Source organism: Pseudomonas sp. 7SR1, assembly GCF_900156465.1.
Taxonomy (GTDB): domain Bacteria; phylum Pseudomonadota; class Gammaproteobacteria; order Pseudomonadales; family Pseudomonadaceae; genus Aquipseudomonas.
In genome coordinates this window covers 1,985,964-2,005,297 of the sequence record NZ_LT707064.1, presented here as the reverse complement: position 1 = coordinate 2,005,297, position 19,334 = coordinate 1,985,964, and the positions used below count along the sequence as shown (strand labels likewise).

Here is a 19,334-nt window from a genome sequence, read left to right as displayed (position 1 = left end):
TCCGCCGGCTGACGTTTATACTGCAAGCGACCACGCCGCACTCAGTTGCGCATAAATCAATTCCAATAAAATTCGCTGTTGCCCGCTTCCTTGAAAGGCATCGGCGTGCGTATGCCTGATCACAGCGTCAAGACTACAGACAGAGACCTTGCGCATGCCACTCGCCTTGCTTGCCCTGGCCGTTGCCGCTTTCGGCATCGGCACCACCGAATTCGTCATCATGGGGCTGCTTCCCGATGTCGCCCGCGACCTGGCCGTGAGCATTCCCCAGGCCGGACTGCTGATTACAGGCTATGCCCTGGGCGTCGTGTTCGGCGCGCCCGTGCTCGCGGTGGGCACCGCCAACATGCCGCGCAAGGCCACGCTGCTGGGCATGACGCTGATGTTCATCCTGGGCAACGTGCTCTGCGCCCTGGCCCCGAACTACCTGACGCTGATGGCCGCGCGGGTCATCACTGCGTTATGCCACGGCGCCTTTTTCGGCATCGGCTCCGTGGTGGCGGCCGGGTTGGTGGCGCCGAACAAGCGGGCCCAGGCCATTGCGATGATGTTCACCGGCCTGACCCTGGCCAATGTACTCGGCGTCCCGCTGGGCACGGCGTTGGGACAATACGCCGGCTGGCGTTCGACGTTCTGGGCGGTATCGGTGATCGGAGTGATCGCCGCCATTGCCCAATGGGCCTGGTTGCCCAAGGAAATTCCCATGGAGAAAGCCGACCTGGCCAGTGAGTTCAAGGTCCTGGGCAAGGCCAATGTGTTGCTCGCCCTGGGCATGAGCGTGCTGGCGTCCACCAGTCTCTTCAGCGTCTTCACCTACATCGCGCCCATCCTGCAGGACATCACCGGCGTCAGCCCCCACGGCATCACGATCATGTTGCTGTTGTTCGGCGTCGGCCTGACCGCCGGCAGTTTTCTTGGCGGGCGCCTGGCCGACCGACGCCTGCTGCCGTCACTGGTGGGCATGGCCCTGGCCGTGGTGCTGGTACTGGCGGCATTCAGCCAGACCAGTCAATCGGTGATTCCAGCGGCGATCACGCTGGTGCTGTGGGGAATCTTCGCCTTCGCCCTGTGCCCGATCCTGCAGTTGCTGATCATCGATCAGGCCCACGAAGCGCCGAACCTCGGCTCGACCCTGAACCAGAGCGCGTTCAACCTCGGCAATGCCACCGGTGCGTGGATCGGCGGCCTGGTGGTGGCCAGCGGGGTCAACCTGGCCGACCTGCCGTGGACCGGCGCCCTGGTCGGCGGATTGACCGTGCTGACCGCGGTGTATTTCATTTATCGCCAGCGTCGCCAGGAGGTCCCGCTGGGCGCGGCCGACTAGGCGTGCCGCTCTCGCTGCGCACCTGTGCGTGGCTGATCAGCGCGAAGATGCAACTGCCGCCGATGATGTTCCCCGCCAGGGTCGGCGCGGCGAACACCAGCCAGAAGTCCTCCCATGACAACTGGCCGGCGAAGACCAGGTAGGACACTTCGGCCGAGCCGACGACGATGTGGGTGAAGTCCCCGAGCGCCATGAGGTAGGTGATGAGGATGATGATCCACATCTTGGCGCTCTCCATGGAGGGGATCATCCAGACCATGGTGGCGATCATCCACCCGGAAATGATGCCCTTGGCGAACATCTGGCCCGTGTCGTTTTCCATGACCTTGCGGCCGATTTCCAGGAAAGCCAGGTCGGTGCGGCGGTCGAAGATCGGCAGGTGCAACATCACGTAGGCCACCAGCAGGGTGCCGCACAGGTTGCCCACCAGCACCACTCCCCACAGCCGCAACAAACGGCCGAAATTGCCCAGGGTGGGCTTGCTCATGATCGGCAGCACGGCAGTCAGGGTGTTTTCCGTGAAAAGCTGCTGGCGCGCAAGAATGACCGCGAGAAAACCGGCGCAGTAGCCGAGACTGGCGATCACCTTGAAACCTTCGTGGTCCGGCAGCCGGGAGTTGAGCAACCCCATCGCCATCAACGACAGGCCCATGGTCAACCCCGCCGCCAGGGCCGACCACCAGAGCGCGGCAATACTGCGCTCCAATTCCTGGTTGCCCTGGGTACGGATGATTTCGTGCAGCACCGCCGCCCGCGGGGGCTGGTTGCGGTCCACATCGTGTTGCTCCTGAGCCGACAGGTCAGGGGTCTTGCCTTCTTCGTGGGTGTCCATACAGCTCCTGAACCGGTGGCGTGATGTAGCTACGACACGCGGCGTCCGGAGCTGTTCAGTGGTGCACTGAAGTTCCCGGAACTTGAAACCGCCACCCTCTCACTCGACAACGGCATCCTTGAACTGATCCTTGACGTACTTGATCTCGGTCCGGCCATGGGGCGCCGGCAAGCCATCTTCGCCGAGATTGACGAAGACCATCTTCTCGACGGTCAGGATGCTCTTGCGGGTGATCTTGTTGCGCACTTCGCAGGTCAGGGTGATGGAGGTGCGGCCGAACTCGGTGGCGGTAATGCCCAGCTCGATGATGTCGCCCTGGCGAGAGGCGCTGACGAAATTGATCTCGGAGATGTATTTGGTCACCACACGCTGGTTGCCGAGCTGGACGATGGCATAGATCGCCGCTTCTTCGTCGATCCAGCGCAACAGGCTGCCGCCGAACAGCGTGCCATTGGGATTGAGGTCTTCGGGCTTGACCCATTTGCGGGTGTGGAAATTCATGATCACTCCTTGAGTGTCTGGCCGATGGATGCCCGCATCATGGCAGATTGGCCGGGCAGCGCTCTATGCCGCTGGTTCAATGACGCTCATCGGCAATTTCGATTTGCCGACAGAAACCCTTTGGAAGATCCGATTAGCCCGTTATAATCGCCCCGTTTTATCCGGCCCACCCACTGGGCCGTTCCCGCCACCTGTCCGAGGGGCGCTGCAGCAGGCTCGACCTGTCAGGCTCGGATGGGGCGTTGTTTGTACGGAGCACCCCGCGCAGACACTAAAACGCACAACGGCGCCCATTCGCATACATTACGAATGGAGGCTCTTCATGAGCGCTGTCATCACGCCTGCAGCTTTTACCGATTACAAAGTCGCCGATATGTCCCTGGCCGCCTGGGGTCGTCGCGAAATCATCATCGCCGAATCCGAAATGCCAGCCCTGATGGGCCTGCGTCGCAAGTATGCCGGCGAACAGCCGCTCAAGGGCGCGAAGATCCTCGGCTGCATCCACATGACCATCCAGACCGCCGTGCTGATCGAAACCCTGGTAGCCCTGGGTGCCGAAGTGCGCTGGTCGTCCTGCAACATCTTCTCGACCCAGGACCAGGCCGCTGCCGCCATCGCCGCAGCCGGTATCCCGGTGTTCGCCTGGAAAGGCGAGACCGAGCAGGAATATGAATGGTGCCTGGAGCAGACCATCCTCAAGGATGGCCAGCCATGGGACACCAACATGGTTCTCGACGACGGCGGCGACCTGACCGAGCTGCTGCACAAGAAATACCCAGCCGTACTGGACAAGGTCCATGGCGTGACCGAGGAAACCACCACCGGCGTGCACCGCCTGCTGGACATGCTGGCCAAGGGCGAGCTGAAGATCCCGGCCATCAACGTCAACGACTCGGTGACCAAGAGCAAGAACGACAACAAGTACGGCTGCCGTCACAGCCTGAACGACGCCATCAAGCGCGGCACCGACCACTTGCTGTCGGGCAAGCAGGCCCTGGTGATCGGCTACGGTGACGTGGGCAAGGGTTCGGCCCAGTCCCTGCGCCAGGAAGGCATGATCGTCAAGGTGTCCGAAGTGGACCCGATCTGCGCCATGCAAGCCTGCATGGACGGTTTCGAAGTGGTCTCGCCATTCATCGACGGCAACAACGATGGCACCGAGGCCAGCATCGACAAGGCACTGCTGGGCAAGATCGACCTGATCGTGACCACCACCGGCAACGTCAACGTCTGCGACGCCAACATGCTCAAGGCCCTGAAGAAGCGCGCCGTGGTCTGCAACATCGGCCACTTCGACAATGAAATCGACACCGCCTTCATGCGCAAGAACTGGGCATGGGAAGAAGTGAAGCCACAGGTGCACAAGGTTCATCGCACCGGCGCCGGTAGCTTCGATCCGCAGAACGACGACTACCTGATCCTGCTGGCCGAAGGCCGCCTGGTCAACCTGGGCAACGCCACCGGCCACCCAAGCCGCATCATGGACGGCTCGTTCGCCAACCAGGTCCTGGCCCAGATCTTCCTGTTCGGCCAGAAGTACGCCGACCTGCCGCCGGCCCAGAAAGCCGAACGCCTGACCGTGGAAGTGCTGCCCAAGAAACTCGACGAAGAAGTGGCCCTGGAAATGGTCCGCGGTTTCGGCGGCGTGGTCACCAAGCTGACCAAGCAACAGGCTGACTACATCGGCGTCACCGTCGAAGGCCCGTTCAAGCCGCACGCTTACAGGTACTGACAGCAGCTGCAAGCTTCAAGTCCCAAACGGCAAGTAAGAGCGGTGTGTTTACTTGCGACTGGGGGCTTGGAGCTTACTTCTTCATCGCTATTACGCAGCCATGAGCTGCAAGTCCAAAGCACAAGAATACGGCGCCCCGCCCTCTTGCAGCTTGTCGCTTGCAGCTTGTCGCTGGGAGCCCGACCATGTCCCAAGAACGTCGCTACAGCTTCGAGTTCTTCCCGACGAAGACCGATGCTGGGCATGAAAAACTGATCGCCACTGCGCGCCAGCTGGCCAGCTACAACCCCGACTTCTTCTCCTGCACCTATGGCGCCGGCGGCTCGACCCGCGACCGCACCCTGAACACCGTGTTGCAGCTCGAAAGCGAAGTCAAAATCCCCGCCGCCCCCCACCTGTCCTGCGTTGGTGACAGCAAGGATGACTTGCGCAGCCTGTTGACCCAGTACAAGGCTGCCGGCATCGAGCGTATCGTCGCCCTGCGCGGTGACCTGCCCTCGGGCATGGGCATGGCCAGCGGCGAACTGCGCCATGCCAACGACCTGGTGAGCTTCATCCGTGAAGAAACCGGCGATCACTTCCACATCGAAGTGGCTGCCTATCCGGAGATGCATCCACAGGCACGCAATTTCGAAGACGATCTGCTCAACTTCGTGCGCAAGGCTAACGCCGGCGCCAACAGTGCCATCACCCAGTATTTCTTCAACGCCGACAGCTACTTCTACTTCGTCGAGCGCGTGCGCAGACTGGGCGTGGATATTCCTGTCGTACCGGGAATCATGCCTATCACCAACTACAGCAAGCTGGCGCGTTTCTCCGACGCATGCGGTGCGGAAATCCCACGCTGGATTCGCAAGCAACTGGAAGCCTACGGCGACGACTCTTCGAGCATCCAAAGCTTCGGCGAGGAAGTCATCACGCAAATGTGCGAGCGTCTGCTGCAAGGCGGGGCGCCGGGGCTGCACTTCTACACCCTGAACCAGGCCGAGCCCAGCCTCGCCATCTGGAACAACCTCAAGCTGCCGCGTTGATACGACGAAGTGGCGCTGTGACAGGCCCTGGTGAACACTAGGGCCTTTTTCATCCGATGACTTCCAACGCCCACGACCTGTCCTGAACGAAAGCCCAACCCTCGTGCCAGAGCGCTCTAGCTATTTGATAGGCACTCGTCGTAACCTCAGGCCATGCCCGTCATTGCCCAGCTGCTGACCGTCCTCTTTCTCTCCTGCCTGAGCCTGGCTGTCCGGGCCGAGAAGTTGCGCATTGTCACCGAGCCCTGGGCGCCTTATGTCTATGAGGAAGGTGGCAAGCTCATGGGCCTGGACTACGAAACCACCGCCATCGTGTTCAAGCGGCTGGGGATCGATGTCGAATGGCAGCTCCTTCCCTGGAAACGCTGCCTGGCGATGCTGGAGCAGGGGCTGGCCGATGGTGCGCTGGACATCTTTCGCAGCGACGAACGCGATGCCCTTCTGCTATACCCCAGTGAACCGTTGTCGGAAGTCGAATTCGTGATATTCCATGCCAACGCCCGGCCCCATCCGTTTCGCACGCTCGATGACCTGAACGGCCTCACTGTCGGCACCTCTCCCGGCTATCTCTACAGCCAGGCCTTCCGGGAGTCGACCCAGTTCAGGCGTGAAACGGCGCCCACCCACGAAGCCAATTTCGGCAAGTTGCAGCTGGGCCGGATCGACCTGCTCATTACTGACCGTCGAGTGGGCCGCCACCTGCTCAAGCAGATGCAACTGGGTGACCAGATCAGCGAAAACCCGACCGTGGTGAGCCGCCAGAGCCAATACCTGGCGGTGCGCCGCAAGGCCGGGATGGATTTACTGGTGCAACGCTTCAGTGCCGAGCTCAAGCGCTTCAAGCGCGAACCGGGCTACGCCGAGCTGAGCGCCCGTTATGACACCGCCCTTGCGCCCCAGGCCGCACCGCCACAACCGGTGCGACGCTGAAATCAGCCGTTGAGCAGCAGGAAAGCAACGCACGGCGATTGCTCTGTTATACTCGCCCCTTCCCGCCAGGCTCACGCCCGGACGCCCGGTCTTGCGAAAGGCATCCCGACACCGCTACAGCGCAGCTTCCAGCCCGCGCGAGCCTTGTCCGGAGCTGTCTTCCAGACCCGGCAGGACCGGACGGGATGACGTCTTCTTGTTGAACGTCATTCGCGCCAGGCAAGACATCCCTTGGGCCAGGCCCTCACTAATACAGGATTGCTCATGTCCTTTGCTTCCCTCGGTCTCTCCGAGGCTTTAGTCCGCGCCATCGAGGCCGCCGGCTACACCCAGCCTACCCCGGTGCAACAGCGGGCCATCCCCGCCGTGTTGCAAGGTCGCGACCTGATGGTCGCAGCACAGACAGGTACTGGTAAGACTGGCGGTTTCGCCCTTCCGATCCTGGAGCGGCTATTTCCCAACGGTCACCCAGACAAATCCCAGCGTCACGGTCCGCGCCAACCGCGTGTACTGGTCCTGACCCCAACCCGCGAACTGGCCGCCCAGGTGCACGAGAGCTTCAAGATCTACGCTCGCGACCTGAAATTCGTCAGCGCCTGCATTTTCGGCGGCGTCGGCATGAACCCTCAGGTCCAGGCCATGGCCCGTGGCGTCGACGTACTGGTGGCCTGCCCCGGCCGCCTCCTGGACCTGGCTGGCCAGGGCAGCGTCGACCTGTCCCACGTCGAGATCCTGGTACTGGACGAAGCCGACCGGATGCTCGACATGGGCTTTGTCCATGACGTGAAGAAAGTCCTGGCCCGCCTGCCCGCCAAGCGCCAGAACCTGCTGTTTTCGGCGACGTTCTCCAAGGACATCACCGACCTGGCCGGCAAACTGCTGCACAACCCGGAGCGCATCGAAGTCACGCCGCCGAACACTACGGTCGAGCGTATCGAGCAACGGGTGTTCCGCCTGCCCGCCAGCCACAAGCGTGCGCTGCTGGCACACCTGATCACCACGGGGGCGTGGGAACAGGTCCTGGTGTTCACCCGCACCAAGCACGGCGCCAACCGCCTGGCCGAGTACCTGGACAAGCACGGCCTGCCCGCCGTGGCGATCCACGGCAACAAGAGCCAGAACGCCCGCACCAAGGCCCTGGCCGACTTCAAGGCCGGCGAAGTACGCATCCTCGTTGCCACCGACATCGCCGCCCGCGGCCTGGACATCGACCAGTTGCCCCACGTGGTCAACTTCGAGCTGCCGAACGTCGATGAAGACTATGTGCACCGTATCGGTCGTACCGGCCGGGCCGGTCGTTCGGGCGAAGCGATTTCGCTGGTCGCCCCGGACGAAGAGAAGCTGCTCAAGAGCATCGAGCGCATGACCAAGCAGAAGATCCCTGATGGTGATCTGATGGGCTTCGATGCCAGCACCATCGAGGCCGAGAAGCCTGAAGTGCGCGAGCGTCCTGACGTACGCAACCCACGCAATCCACGCGGCCCGCGGGGCGACGGCCCGAATGGCGGCGGTGGCGGTCGCAAGGATAAAGGCAAGGACAAGGGCAAGGAAAAACCGGCCAGCAATGGTCGTGGCGAACGTCCGGCCCGCGAGCAGAAGCCTCGCGAAGGCACCCCGGCCCGTGAGCCGCAGCGCCAGGTTCCTCGCGCCGCTGCCGATCGTGCCCCGGACGAGTTCCTGGACGACGAAATCGATAACTTCGGCAACCGCGTCGACTACGTGCCTCAGCAGAAACCGGCCCAGGGTCGCGGTCGCCGTCCGGGCGCACCGGCCCAAGGCGCTGGCGCAGGCGCCCCACGCGGCCAGTCCCAGGGCCGCCAGAACGGTCCGCGCAATGGCAGCGGCCCTTCCAGCGGCAACCCGTCGGGCAAGCGCAGCGGCCCACGTAGCGGCGGTTCCCGTGATGGTCAGGCCCGTCGCGAAGACTCCCGCCCGCGCCGCCCGGCCCGCGATGACCAGGCCCGCCAGGAACCTGCCGTGCAGAACCCTCGCAGCAACCAGCCGAAAATCATGCACAAGGAATCGAAGCTCGATCGCTTCCCGACGCCTGAACAGCTGGACCAGTTGCCAAGCCGCCCACGGGGCGAAAAACCTGCGTTGCTGACCCGCAATCGCTGAGTTTTCCCAGGCCGAAAAAAAGCCCCTGATCGCGAGATCAGGGGCTTTTTTATCGCATGCGAATCTTACTTCGCCTTGACACCTTCGAACGTCACGTACAGCTCGACCACATCGGAAGATGGACCCAGGTCCTTCTGCTTGCCGAAGTCGGAACGCTTGATGCTGGTGGTGCCTTCGAATCCGGCACGGTAGCCACCCCAAGGATCCTTGCCTTCACCCAGGAACGTGGCCTTGACCACGATCGGCTTGGTCACGCCCAGCAGGGTCAGGTCGCCGGCAACGTCAGCGGTTTGCTTGCCATCGGCGTTCTTGCCGGTGGGCTTGACGCTGGTGGAGACGAACTTGGCATCGCCGAACTTGCTCACATTGAGGAAATCGCCACTGGCGATATGCTTGTCACGCTCGGCGTGATTGGTGAACACGCTGGCGGTGCGGACGTTGAACTCGATCTTGCTGTCTTCAGGCTTGGCGGCGTCGAAGCTGAACTTGCCGTCGATATCCTTGAAGGTACCGGTGATGTAGCTATAGCCCAGGTGGCTGATCTTGAAGTCGACGAAGGCGTGCTGGCCTTCCTTGTCGACCACGTAGTCGGCAGCCATGGCCTGACCGGCGGTCAGCAGAGCGGAACCGATTGCCAGGGCGGCGAGCGTCTTTTTCAACATGCTTTCTATTCCTTTGGAGTCGAGGTTGAACATCAGGCTTGGCGTCCCAGCATGCGCTTGAGGGTCGCGTCACGGTCGATAAAGTGGTGCTTCAATGCTGCCAACGCATGGAGGCCGGAAAAAATTACCAGCGCCCATGCCAGGTACAGGTGGATCTGGCCGGCGACGTCTGCCTGATCGGGCAGTCCGGACACCAGCGCGGGAACTTCAAACAAACCAAACACCGGAATCCCGACACCGTCTGCGGTGGAAATCAGGTAACCGGCAAACATCACGGCAAACAACCCGAGATACAGGGCACTATGACCGAGCTTTGCACCAATACGGGTCATGCGCCCATAGGTGTCCAGGGTCGGTGGCGGTGGGCTGACAAAACGCCAGACCACCCGCAGCAGCATCACCGCCAGCAGCACCAGCCCAATGCTCTTGTGCAGGTCCGGTGCGTCTTTACGCCAGCTGCTGTAGTAGTCCAGTCCAACCATCCACAGCCCCAGGGCGAACAATCCGTACACCACCAGCGCTACACCCCAGTGCATGACGATGCTGACCCAGCCATAGCGAGAAGAAGAGTTGCGTAGCTGCATTGCTCATATCCTGTAAGAACTGTCACCAAGACTAACGAGTTATCTATCGATTTAAAGCGGAAATTTTTGCTTTGAAATATCGAGAAATACGATCATGAGTCTGGGTAAGGTGGGTTAAGGAAAGATTAACGCCAAATACGGTGCACGATGTCGAGAGGGGCCAGCAACCATCAGGCTGTGAAACGGACCGCATCGCTTGCAAGCTTCCCGTAAGGAACCGCACTGAGCCGTAACCACCATCCCGGTTATTGGCCCTGTAATATATATGTACTCCCTTTCAATTTTCTATCTTTGATTAAATGAGTGCTCGACATTCATTTAACAAGGTGAATCACATGGCAGTTCCTTATACTCCATTTAGAGGGGACGGTTCTCCCATACTGCCTCCCAATCAAACCATGTCAGCGGGACAATACCTTCAATCACCTAACGGACGATTTCGACTGGTATTGCAAACTGATGGAAACTTAGTCCTCAAGGATGGCGAGGCTGTAGTCTGGACCGCAGATGGCAACCGGCGTTATAGCGTAACTCTGCACCTCAAAAGAATGCGTGAGCCTCTACAGTTCGTAATCAGCAACAGTGGCTTTCTCTATGATCCATCCAGAAGACGCTTATGGATCGCGGAAAGTACTCATAGCAGAGACAAATCGCTTTGGTATAACACCTGTCTGGGCATTCAGGATGACGGCAACCTGGTCATCCATGACAGGCGAACGGGAAAGATATGCTGGGCTCGCTTTGGCTTTGCACCCGGGCGCCTATCCAAGCCAAGGCGAGTCACGGTCCTATTCGAAGATGTACCGATTCATACATGGAAATTCTCATTAGGACCGTTCTAATAGGTTTTTACACTACTAGTTGACCGAGCACTCTGGCTTGTATGGATCCATTTGACATTTATAAGCCAAATGAGGATCTTTTTTTGGAATCATCGGAATCATAAGAGGATCTCTACATTCACCATACACACAACCAGAAAGTACGCTCACCGCTATAACCGCAATTAATAATCTCATAAATACTCCAACCTTTTTGGTTGCACAGATTAGAGCGCAACACTTGGCGCAATCTATCGCTCCCTTCCGACTCTCTTGTGGGAAGCAGCTGATATATCGCATAGCGTGTAGGACCGGGGTTATGAATTGTGCGATTCCAAGGCACGGTACATACACACCGAAGGGCTACATGAATGGGCAAAAAAAAGCGCGACCCTCGGGTCGCGCTTTTTTTGTCTGGGCGTTACTGAGCCTGGGGCTCAGTGGTCGTCGCCGGCTTGACCGCCGGCTTTTTCACCGCTTCAGCCTTTTTCACCGGCGCCTTGGCTGGGACTTTTTTCGCCGGAGCCTTGGCTGCCGGCTTCTTCGGCGTGGCTTTGGCTGCGGCCTTTTTGGTCGGCTCGGCTTTTACCGGGGTCGCGACCTTCGGCGCTTCTACCGGCGCAGGTGCCGGAGTTGGCGCGGGCGTCGGTACTGGCGGCGCTACCGGCTCAGGCGCCTTGACGGGCTCTGGTTTCTTCTCGTCATCCGAGCCACCGAACAGGTTGGTGAAGAAGTTGCCTTTCTTCGCTGCCACCGCACCTGCCGCTGCTGCCGCCGTCGCAGCCGGTGCGACCTTGGCCGGTTCAAACGACTTGCCCGCCGCAAGGTCCTGCACCTGGCTGGCCGCCCGCTGGCCGCTGCGCAACGCGCCTTCCAGGGTGCCCGGATACAGGGCATCGGTGTGTTCGCCGGCAAAGGCTACGCGTTGCAATGGCTTTTCCCACAAGCGCCAGAACTTGCTGATCTGTCCCGGGCCATAGGCCAAGTACGAGCCGCCTGTAGAAGGGTCGGTGCTGTAGCGGCGGATCTCGTAGCCGGTGAACGCCCCGCGGGCCTGCGGGTAGAACGCATGCAGGCGGATCAGCACCTGGTCGACCATCTGTTTGTCACCAAAGGCCTGCATCACCCGGGCATTGTCACCGGACAGGTTGATCACCACGTTGGCGCCGCCCTTGAGGGCCGGCTCGATCCACATCATGCCCAGGCCGGTGTTGCTGTAGATCTCGCCCGACATACGTGCCTTGCTGTCCCAGACCGGAGTCTTGAACTTGAGCATGATCTGGTCGCGCCAGCCGTAGTTGGTGCCCTTGATCGCAGCCAGGTGCTGGGCGTCCAGGGCCGGGGTCAGCTGGATCTTGTTCAGGGCCCGCAGCGGCACCGCCAGCACCACATAGTCAGCCTGGTAGCCGACGCTGCCGACCTTGACGGTCACGCCATCCTTGTCCTGGGAAATCGCCGATACGGGCGAGTTGGTCTTGATGGTTTTCAGCTGCTTGACGAAGGCCTGGGCCAGTACCGGGCTACCGCCCAACAGGCGCGATGCGCGCAGGTCACGGTCGGAGACACCGCGATAGACCCGGGTCTGCTGGGCGAAATACAGCAGGGACAGGCGCGACGGTTCGTCATAGCGAGTACGGATCTGCTGGTTCACCAACTGCCGCGCGGTGGCCGGCAACTGCAGTCGGTCGAGCCAGTTGGACACGGTGATCTGGTCCAGGGAATGCAACGTACTGGTGGCCGTCGGGTTTTGTGGATCTTCGATGGAGCGCGCCAGGTCGTCCAGGGTGCTCTCGTAGCGCTTGAGGGCTTCGGCGGTGGCCGGCTGCTTGGTCGCAAGGTCCGCAGCGGTGAAATAAGTGCCGTCGATCAGGTAGCTGGGAGTGCGCACGAATTCGGGTGCCGGCGTGGTGCCCAGCTTGAAGGTCGACACGTAGTTGTTCAGCACCGGTTGGGTCTTGTCGTTGCCGATCCACTCGCTGGTGGCCATGCCCGAACGACCGCCCAGGCTCGGCCGGGCCTCCAGCAGCGTCACGCCCCAGCCTTTGTTCTGCAGTTCATAAGCTGCGGTCAACCCCGCCAGGCCGCCGCCGATGACGATGGCCGTCGGTTGTTTATCCTTGGCCGACGCCGAAACGCTGCCCAGCCCCACCATCACCAGCATCATCAACGCACACGCGCGCAGCCAACCAGCAGACATTCTGCAAACTCCGGAATAAAACCAGGGAAAACTTCTGTTTACGAGCCAGCCGGCTCAGAGAACGGCGAAGAATACGTCAGCCATCAAAGCGCCGCCAGCGGCGTCTATCGCCTCGCACAAAGTAGCGGCAACGACACAATGGGTTGTCCGCAGGGCCGCCATTGCATAGGCTTGCCCGACTGTTTTGCCCGCGCCCGCCGCGAGCCGCCTCGAGGAGACTGTACATGGGCCTGAATAACCAGTGGATGCAACGCGATCTCGCGGTGCTGTGGCATCCCTGCACCCAGATGAAAGACCACGAACGACTGCCGCTGATCCCCATCAAGCGTGGTGAGGGCGTGTGGCTGGAAGACTTCGAAGGCAAGCGATACCTCGACGCCGTCAGCTCCTGGTGGGTCAATGTATTCGGCCATGCCAATCCACGGATCAATCAGCGGATCAAGGATCAGGTCGATCAGCTGGAGCATGTGATTCTCGCCGGTTTCAGCCATCAGCCGGTGATCGAGCTGTCCGAACGCCTGGTGGGCATGACACCTGAAGGCCTGACGCGGTGCTTCTACGCCGATAACGGCTCGTCCTGCATCGAAGTGGCGATGAAGATGAGCTTTCACTACTGGGTCAATCGTGGCCAGCCCGGCAAGAAGCGCTTCGTGACCCTGAGCAACAGCTACCACGGCGAAACCATCGCGGCGATGTCGGTGGGCGATGTGCCGCTGTTCACCGAAACCTACAAGGCATTGCTGCTGGACACCCTCAAGGTGCCGAGCCCCGACTGCTATCACAGGCCCGAGGGCATGAGCTGGGAAGCACATTCACGGGCAATGTTCGCCGCCATGGAACAGACCCTCGCCGAGCACCACGACAGCGTGGCCGCGGTGATTGTCGAGCCGCTGATTCAGGGCGCCGGCGGCATGCGCATGTATCACCCGGTGTACCTGAAGCTGCTGCGCGAAGCGTGCGATCGTTATGGCGTCCACTTGATCCACGACGAGATCGCCGTCGGCTTCGGCCGTACCGGGACGATGTTCGCCTGTGAACAGGCCGGTATCACCCCGGACTTCCTCTGCCTGTCCAAGGCCCTGACCGGCGGCTACCTGCCATTGGCGGCGTGTCTTACCACCGACGACGTCTACGGCGCCTTCTACGACGACTACCCGACCCTGCGCGCCTTCCTGCATTCCCACAGCTACACGGGCAACCCCCTGGCCTGCGCGGCTGCCCTGGCGACGCTGGACATCTTCGAAGAAGACAACGTCATCGAAAACAACAAGGTGCTGGCCCAGCGCATGGCGAGTGCCACCGCGCACCTGGCCGACCACCCGAACGTGGCCGAAGTACGCCAGACCGGCATGGTGCTGGCCATCGAGATGGTCAAGGACAAGGCCAGCAAGACCGCCTACCCATGGCAGGAGCGGCGCGGCCTGACAGTGTTCCAGCATGCCCTGGAGCGCGGTGCGTTGCTGCGTCCGCTGGGCAGCGTGGTGTATTTCCTGCCGCCATATGTCATCACTCCGGAGCAGATCGATTTCCTGGCGCAGGTCGCCAGCGAAGGCATCGACATCGCCACCCGGGACACGGTCAGCGTGGCGGTGCCCAAGGACTTCCACCCTGGGTTCCGTGACCCGGGCTGAGCCCTCGATTCCATTGGCGAGAACACCGTGGTGGCGAGGGGATGAATCCCCTCGCCACAGGTGCCGCCCCCATGGCACCGTTAACTTTTGCAGAGATTCGAAATGAGACTGTCCCGCTTCTTCATCGACTCCCCCTTGAGCCTCGGTGACCACGAACTGCCCGAAGCCCAGGCCCACTACATCGGCAGGGTGCTGCGCATGGCCGAAGGCGATGCGCTGCAGGTGTTCGACGGCTCCGGTCAGGAATTTCGCGGCACCCTGGTGGAAGTCGGCAAGAAACGCGTGCGGGTGCAATTGGACGAACAATTCGCCGGCCAGGTGGAGTCACCGTTGCATATTCACCTTGGCCAGGGCTTGTCCCGGGGCGAGCGCATGGATTGGGCCATTCAGAAAGCCACGGAACTGGGGGTCAGCGAGATCACGCCGATTTTCAGCGAGCGCTGCGAAGTGCGCCTCAAGGACGAACGCGCCGACAAGCGCCTGCTGCACTGGCGCCAGGTGGCGATCAGCGCTTGCGAGCAGTGCGGGCGCTCCACCGTGCCGGTGATCCATCCACCGCTGCTGCTGGCCGATTGGCTGAAGCAGACCGCGGCCGAACTGAAGCTGGTCCTGCACCCGGTGGCCGAGCCGCTGGTCAGCCACGCCAGACCGCAGGCACTGGCATTCCTGATCGGCCCCGAGGGCGGCCTGTCGGATGCCGAAGTCGAACAAGCCAAGACCGCCGGCTACCACGCCGCCCGCCTCGGCCCCCGCGTGCTGCGCACCGAAACCGCGCCGGTGGTGGCCCTTGCGGTGGCACAGCAGTTGTGGGGGGACTTCTGACAGACCTCTGTCGATCGCCCACGCTCTACGTGGGAATGCATCCCGCAAGGCTCTGGGCCACGTTCCAGAAGCGGAACGCGGGGCCTCCCTGGCGGCGTTCCCGGGCGCCAGCGTGGGAACGATCAGTCACAGTGGAGCCGTGGGGATCCGGACGACCTACTGCACCGGATCACTGGTCGGCCTGGCAATAATCGCCTTCAACTCATTGGTCATCGGGAATTCCAGGTTCAGGCCCTTGGGCGGAATCGGTTGCTGGAACCAGCGGTCGTAGATGGCGTTGATCTCGCCTGACTTGTACAAGTCCCCCAGGGCCGCGTTGATCAGGGCCAGGAATTGCGGATCGTCCTTGCGCACCATGCAGCTGTAGATTTCCCGCGATTGCTCTTCTCCCACCACCACCCACTTGTGCGGATCGCGGGCCTTGGCCCGTTCACCGTACAGCAGCGCATCGTCCATGTAGAACGCCGCCGCCCGGCCCGTCTCCAGCATCTGGAACGCTTCGCCATGGTCCTTGGCGCTGATGACGAACATCTCGGCCTTGTTATCCTGGTTGTAGTTTTTCAGGAAACGTTCGTTGGTGGTGCCGGCGGTGGTGACCACGTTCTTGCCGCGCAGGTCGGCGAAACGCTGGATGCCACTGTCCCTGGCCGTCAGCAACTGGCCCTTGACGTAGATGAAGCCGTAGGAGAAGGCCACCTGCTTCTGCCGCTCGGCGGTGACCCCGGTGGAGCCGCATTCCAGATCCACAGTGCCGTTCTGCACCAGCGGGATACGGGTCTGGGACGTGACCAGGTTGTACTTCACGTCCAGTCGCGACAACCCCAGCTGTGTCTTGATGCGCTCGACGATCCTGTTCGCCAGTTCCACCGAATACCCCATGGGTTTACCGCTGCTGTCGCCTATGTAGGAAAACGGCACCGACGCATCGCGATAGCCCAGGGTGATGCCTTGGCTGCTGGCGATCTTTTCCAGGGTGCCCGAAGGCGCTTGCGTGGCCTGGGCCTGGACGCCCAACAGCAGGCTCAGGGTGCAGCCGATCAACGTGATTTTTCGCATTGTTATTCTCCGTTGCGGGTGGGTCAGGCGGCGCGGGGCGTGAGGCCCTGCAAATCGATGGACGGTGTGCGCTGGCGAATCAGTTCGCTGAGCAGGCGAGCACTGCCGCACGCCAGGGTGAAACCCAGCGCGCCATGGCCGAGGTTGAGCCACAGGTTGCGGTAGCGGGTGGCCCCGATCAGCGGCACGCCACTGGGCGTGGCCGGGCGCATGCCGGCCCACTCGATGGCGTGCTCGTAGTCGCCGGCCCGGGGGAAGGTTTCCCGGGCCTGGCGCCTGATCAGGGCCAGGCGCCGGGGATCCGGCGCCGGGTCGAAGCCGACGATGTCCACCATGGCCGCCACCCGCAATCGCTCACCGATGCGAGAGTAGACCACCTTGCGGTCGTAATCGGTGATGCTCAATTCTGGCGCCCGATGCTGCGCGCCGATCGGCACGGTCAGGCTATAGCCCTTGAGCGGATAAAGGGGCATCGGCACTCCCGGCAACCCCAGCGCCCCACTGCGGTGGCCGGCGGCGATCACCAGGTTGTCCACCGGCAACCATTGCCCACCGCGCTCGAGGGCCTGCACCCGGTCGCCGGCATGGCGAATGCCGGTCACCGGTCGGCCCAGCAGGAACTCGCAGCGCCCCGATGAGCGCAAACGCTCCGCCAGTCTCAGGCAGAAGGCATGGCAGTCAGCGACTTCCTCATCCGGTGTGTAGATGCCGCCCACGTAGGGCACGCCGCTCAGTGCCGGCTCCAGGCGCGCGCATTCGGCAGCGTCCAGCACCTGCTGACAGGCCGTCTGCGTTATCCGTTGGCGAGCGCGCTGGAAATGTCCGCCATTGCGAAATGTCACCAGCTTGCCGTTGCGTCGCCAGTGGAAACCGTCGAGGTGATCCTCCTCGCGCCAGCCCTGCAACGTGGCCTGGCTCAACAGCGCCAGGCGCAACAGGTGGCCACCGTTGCGACGGTTGATCGACGTCCGGCAGGCGGCCAGGAACGAGGCCATCCAGCGCCACTGCGCCGGGTCCAGGCGCGGTCGCAGCCTGAGCGGCGAATCACCGCGCAGCATCCAGCCCAGCGCCTGCCAGGGCACGCCGGCATCCGCCAGGGGCGCGACGTAGCGGTAGGACAACTGGCCGCCATTGGCGAAACTGGTTTCACGACCCAGCGTCTCCCGCGCCTCCACCAGCGTCACGTCGATGCCGTCGCGCACCAGTGCGTAGGCTGTCGCCAACCCGATCACTCCGCCCCCGATGATACAAACCCGCTGAACCATATCTGTCTCGCCCCGGTTTCCAATGGCCCGAGAGTAGGAGCAGGTGACAGGGTCGGGACAATGAATAAAGATGGACCACCTATAGACAAAGGTTATGGGCTCGCCATGCGCCTTCGCCACATCGAGATTTTCCAGGCCATCCGCCAGGCCGGCACCATCAGCGGCGCCGCGCAATTGCTGCACGTATCCCAGCCGGCGGTGACCAAGGTCTTGCAGCACGCCGAGCAGCAACTGGGGTTTGCCCTGTTCCTGCGAATGCGCGGCAAACTGCAGCCCACGCCCGAAGCGCTGGAACTGGAACGTGAAGTCGACAAGGTCAGCGAGAGCCTGCAGGGCGTCCGTCGGCTGGCCCAGAGCCTGCGTCGCGCGCCTGGCCAGCGCTTGCGCATCGGTGCGACGCCGGCCCTGGCCCTGTCGTTGTTACCCACCGCGATCCACCAGTGGACCGGCCGCTACCCGGACATCGCCTGTGAATTGTCCAGCGCCCACAGCCGCGAACTGGTGCAGAACCTGCTGATGCGCGAAATCGATGTCGCCCTGACCCTGCAACCGCCCGATCATCCCGGACTCAAGGCCCAGGTCCTGGCCAGCGGCGTGCTGGTGGCCCTGGCACCGAAAGGACATTGGGCCGAGGCGGCGCTGGGCAGGCCAATGCCGCTGCAGGAGCTGGCAGGCGCGCCGCTGATCGGCCTGTCCAGCGCCGACCCGTTGTCAGCCCGGTTGGACAGCTACCTCGAAGCCGTCCAGCCGCCACCACGTGTCAGCATCGCCGTGCAGACCTATTCCCTGGCCCGGGCCATGGTGGAGGCCGGCACCGGCTTGGCGGTGATCGATCCGTTCACGGCCCTGGGCGCTTCGGCCAGTCGCACGGCCATCCGGCCGCTGTCGCCAGCGCTGCCCATTTCGCTGTATGCCGTGACCCGGGCCAACGAGGCGCCGGCACATGCCCTGGGCGCGCTGCTGGAGATTTTCGCCACTCGGGCGCAGGAGCAGCTGGATCGTTTGTCCTAGGCCCTGTGCGAAAAGCCTTGCCCCTCGGGCTCGTCTCAAGACACTTCGTACAGGACCTAGAGCACGTAGAACAGGATCGCCACGAAATGCAGCAGGCTTCCGGCAATCACGAACAGGTGCCAGATGCCATGGGCATGCCGCAGCCGGCTGTCGAGGGCGAAAAAGATAATGCCCACGGTGTACAACACTCCACCCGAGGCCAGCCAGGCGAATCCGGCACCGCCCAGGGCCGCCAACAACGGCTTGACCGCCACCAGCACGATCCAGCCCATCACGGCATAGATCACGATGGACAGGATCCGTGCCTCGGAGCGCGGCTTGATCTCCTGCAGGATCCCGATCAGCGCCAGCCCCCAGACAATCCCGAACAAGGTCCAGCCCCATGGCCCGCGCAGGGTCACCAGGCAAAAGGGTGTGTAACTGCCAGCGATCAGCAGGTAGATCGAAAAATGATCGACCTTCTGCATGATCGCTTTCTTGCGCCCGCGCACGCTGTGGTAGACGGTCGAGGCGCTGTACAGCACCAGCAAGGTAAAGCCATAGATCGCCACGCTGACGATCTTCCAGGGATCGCCGGCCATTCCGGCGATCACCAGCAACCACACCGCACCGATGAACGCTGCCACCGCCCCCACCAGGTGCGTCCAGGCGTTGAGTCGTTCCCCGTGATACATCCAATCCCCCCTCACATTCCAAAACAGACGCCAAGGCTCAGGCCTGGCGCTGCAAAGTGCAATGGTTTGCTGCTTGCCCCTGGGCCCGAGCTGTCTGGACCGGTTGGAACCCCTGTGGCGAGGGGATAAATCCCCGCGCCACA

At 62.1% G+C, this 19,334-nt stretch carries 16 protein-coding genes and 1 riboswitch; of the genes, 8 read left to right on the top strand and 8 right to left on the bottom strand.

What is annotated here, in order from left to right; translation table 11 throughout:
• Positions 1 to 154 precede the first annotated feature (154 nt).
• Entirely contained in the window at positions 155 to 1,324 is a 1,170-nt protein-coding gene (locus BW992_RS09085) for an MFS transporter (protein WP_072390087.1), read from the top strand.
• On the opposite strand, the gene BW992_RS09080 is transcribed toward BW992_RS09085, so the two are convergent.
• A complete protein-coding gene (locus tag BW992_RS09080; RefSeq protein WP_072390090.1) occupies positions 1,275 to 2,156 on the bottom strand; it encodes a formate/nitrite transporter family protein in 882 nt (293 codons plus the stop codon). The two genes, BW992_RS09085 and BW992_RS09080, sit on opposite strands and share 50 nt — an antisense overlap.
• Positions 2,157 to 2,255: 99 nt before the next feature.
• Positions 2,256 to 2,657 carry an acyl-CoA thioesterase gene (locus BW992_RS09075; RefSeq protein ID WP_003206420.1) on the bottom strand — a complete coding sequence of 134 codons (402 nt, stop codon included), beginning with the start codon at positions 2,655 to 2,657 and terminating at the stop codon, positions 2,256 to 2,258.
• A 191-nt stretch (positions 2,658 to 2,848) separates the two neighbouring features.
• A riboswitch (S-adenosyl-L-homocysteine riboswitch) is annotated at positions 2,849 to 2,956 on the top strand.
• Between the two features lie 23 nt (positions 2,957 to 2,979).
• Here BW992_RS09075 and ahcY point away from each other — a divergent pair.
• The 4 genes from ahcY to BW992_RS09055 all read left to right on the top strand — a co-directional run bounded on the left by ahcY (position 2,980) and on the right by BW992_RS09055 (position 8,468).
• Complete coding sequence (gene ahcY, locus BW992_RS09070; RefSeq protein ID WP_072390093.1) at positions 2,980 to 4,389, top strand: adenosylhomocysteinase; 1,410 nt, start codon at positions 2,980 to 2,982, stop codon at positions 4,387 to 4,389.
• A gap of 185 nt (positions 4,390 to 4,574) precedes the next feature.
• Positions 4,575 to 5,420: a methylenetetrahydrofolate reductase [NAD(P)H] gene (gene metF, locus BW992_RS09065; RefSeq protein WP_072390096.1), complete on the top strand. Its 846-nt coding sequence runs from the start codon at positions 4,575 to 4,577 to the stop codon at positions 5,418 to 5,420.
• A gap of 153 nt (positions 5,421 to 5,573) precedes the next feature.
• Entirely contained in the window at positions 5,574 to 6,350 is a 777-nt protein-coding gene (locus BW992_RS09060; RefSeq protein ID WP_072390099.1) for a substrate-binding periplasmic protein, read from the top strand.
• A gap of 264 nt (positions 6,351 to 6,614) precedes the next feature.
• Positions 6,615 to 8,468, top strand: coding sequence for a DEAD/DEAH box helicase (locus BW992_RS09055; protein ID WP_072390102.1), 1,854 nt, complete (start codon positions 6,615 to 6,617; stop codon positions 8,466 to 8,468).
• Between the two features lie 65 nt (positions 8,469 to 8,533).
• Here BW992_RS09055 and BW992_RS09050 read toward each other — a convergent pair whose 3' ends face one another.
• The 3 genes from BW992_RS09050 to BW992_RS09035 form a co-directional block, all read right to left on the bottom strand.
• Positions 8,534 to 9,130: a YceI family protein gene (locus BW992_RS09050; protein WP_072390105.1), complete on the bottom strand. Its 597-nt coding sequence runs from the start codon at positions 9,128 to 9,130 to the stop codon at positions 8,534 to 8,536.
• A 32-nt stretch (positions 9,131 to 9,162) separates the two neighbouring features.
• Positions 9,163 to 9,714 (bottom strand): cytochrome b, encoded by a 552-nt coding sequence (locus BW992_RS09045; RefSeq protein WP_072390108.1) that lies wholly within the window; start codon positions 9,712 to 9,714, stop codon positions 9,163 to 9,165.
• A 1,242-nt stretch (positions 9,715 to 10,956) separates the two neighbouring features.
• The gene (locus BW992_RS09035; RefSeq protein WP_072430879.1) at positions 10,957 to 12,732 is read right to left on the bottom strand and encodes a flavin monoamine oxidase family protein; all 1,776 of its coding nucleotides are present in this window, start codon (positions 12,730 to 12,732) and stop codon (positions 10,957 to 10,959) included.
• A gap of 224 nt (positions 12,733 to 12,956) precedes the next feature.
• Here BW992_RS09035 and BW992_RS09030 point away from each other — a divergent pair, with 224 nt between their 5' ends.
• Together BW992_RS09030 and BW992_RS09025 are read left to right on the top strand one after the other, a co-directional pair.
• Positions 12,957 to 14,363, top strand: a complete 1,407-nt coding sequence (locus BW992_RS09030; protein WP_072390117.1) for an adenosylmethionine--8-amino-7-oxononanoate transaminase — start codon at positions 12,957 to 12,959, stop codon at positions 14,361 to 14,363.
• A 102-nt stretch (positions 14,364 to 14,465) separates the two neighbouring features.
• Positions 14,466 to 15,185 (top strand): 16S rRNA (uracil(1498)-N(3))-methyltransferase, encoded by a 720-nt coding sequence (locus tag BW992_RS09025; protein WP_072390120.1) that lies wholly within the window; start codon positions 14,466 to 14,468, stop codon positions 15,183 to 15,185.
• Positions 15,186 to 15,341: 156 nt separating this feature from the next.
• On the opposite strand, the gene BW992_RS09020 is transcribed toward BW992_RS09025, so the two are convergent.
• Both BW992_RS09020 and BW992_RS09015 read right to left on the bottom strand, forming a co-directional pair.
• Complete coding sequence (locus BW992_RS09020; protein ID WP_076406035.1) at positions 15,342 to 16,241, bottom strand: transporter substrate-binding domain-containing protein; 900 nt, start codon at positions 16,239 to 16,241, stop codon at positions 15,342 to 15,344.
• A gap of 23 nt (positions 16,242 to 16,264) precedes the next feature.
• On the bottom strand, positions 16,265 to 17,506 hold the full coding sequence (locus BW992_RS09015) for a D-amino acid dehydrogenase (protein ID WP_076406033.1): 1,242 nt from the start codon (positions 17,504 to 17,506) through the stop codon (positions 16,265 to 16,267).
• A gap of 105 nt (positions 17,507 to 17,611) precedes the next feature.
• Between BW992_RS09015 and BW992_RS09010 the strand changes: the two genes are divergently transcribed.
• Positions 17,612 to 18,517 (top strand): LysR substrate-binding domain-containing protein, encoded by a 906-nt coding sequence (locus tag BW992_RS09010; protein ID WP_076406031.1) that lies wholly within the window; start codon positions 17,612 to 17,614, stop codon positions 18,515 to 18,517.
• Positions 18,518 to 18,573: 56 nt separating this feature from the next.
• Here BW992_RS09010 and trhA read toward each other — a convergent pair whose 3' ends face one another.
• Entirely contained in the window at positions 18,574 to 19,191 is a 618-nt protein-coding gene (gene trhA, locus BW992_RS09005; protein ID WP_072390132.1) for a PAQR family membrane homeostasis protein TrhA, read from the bottom strand.
• Positions 19,192 to 19,334 lie beyond the last annotated feature (143 nt).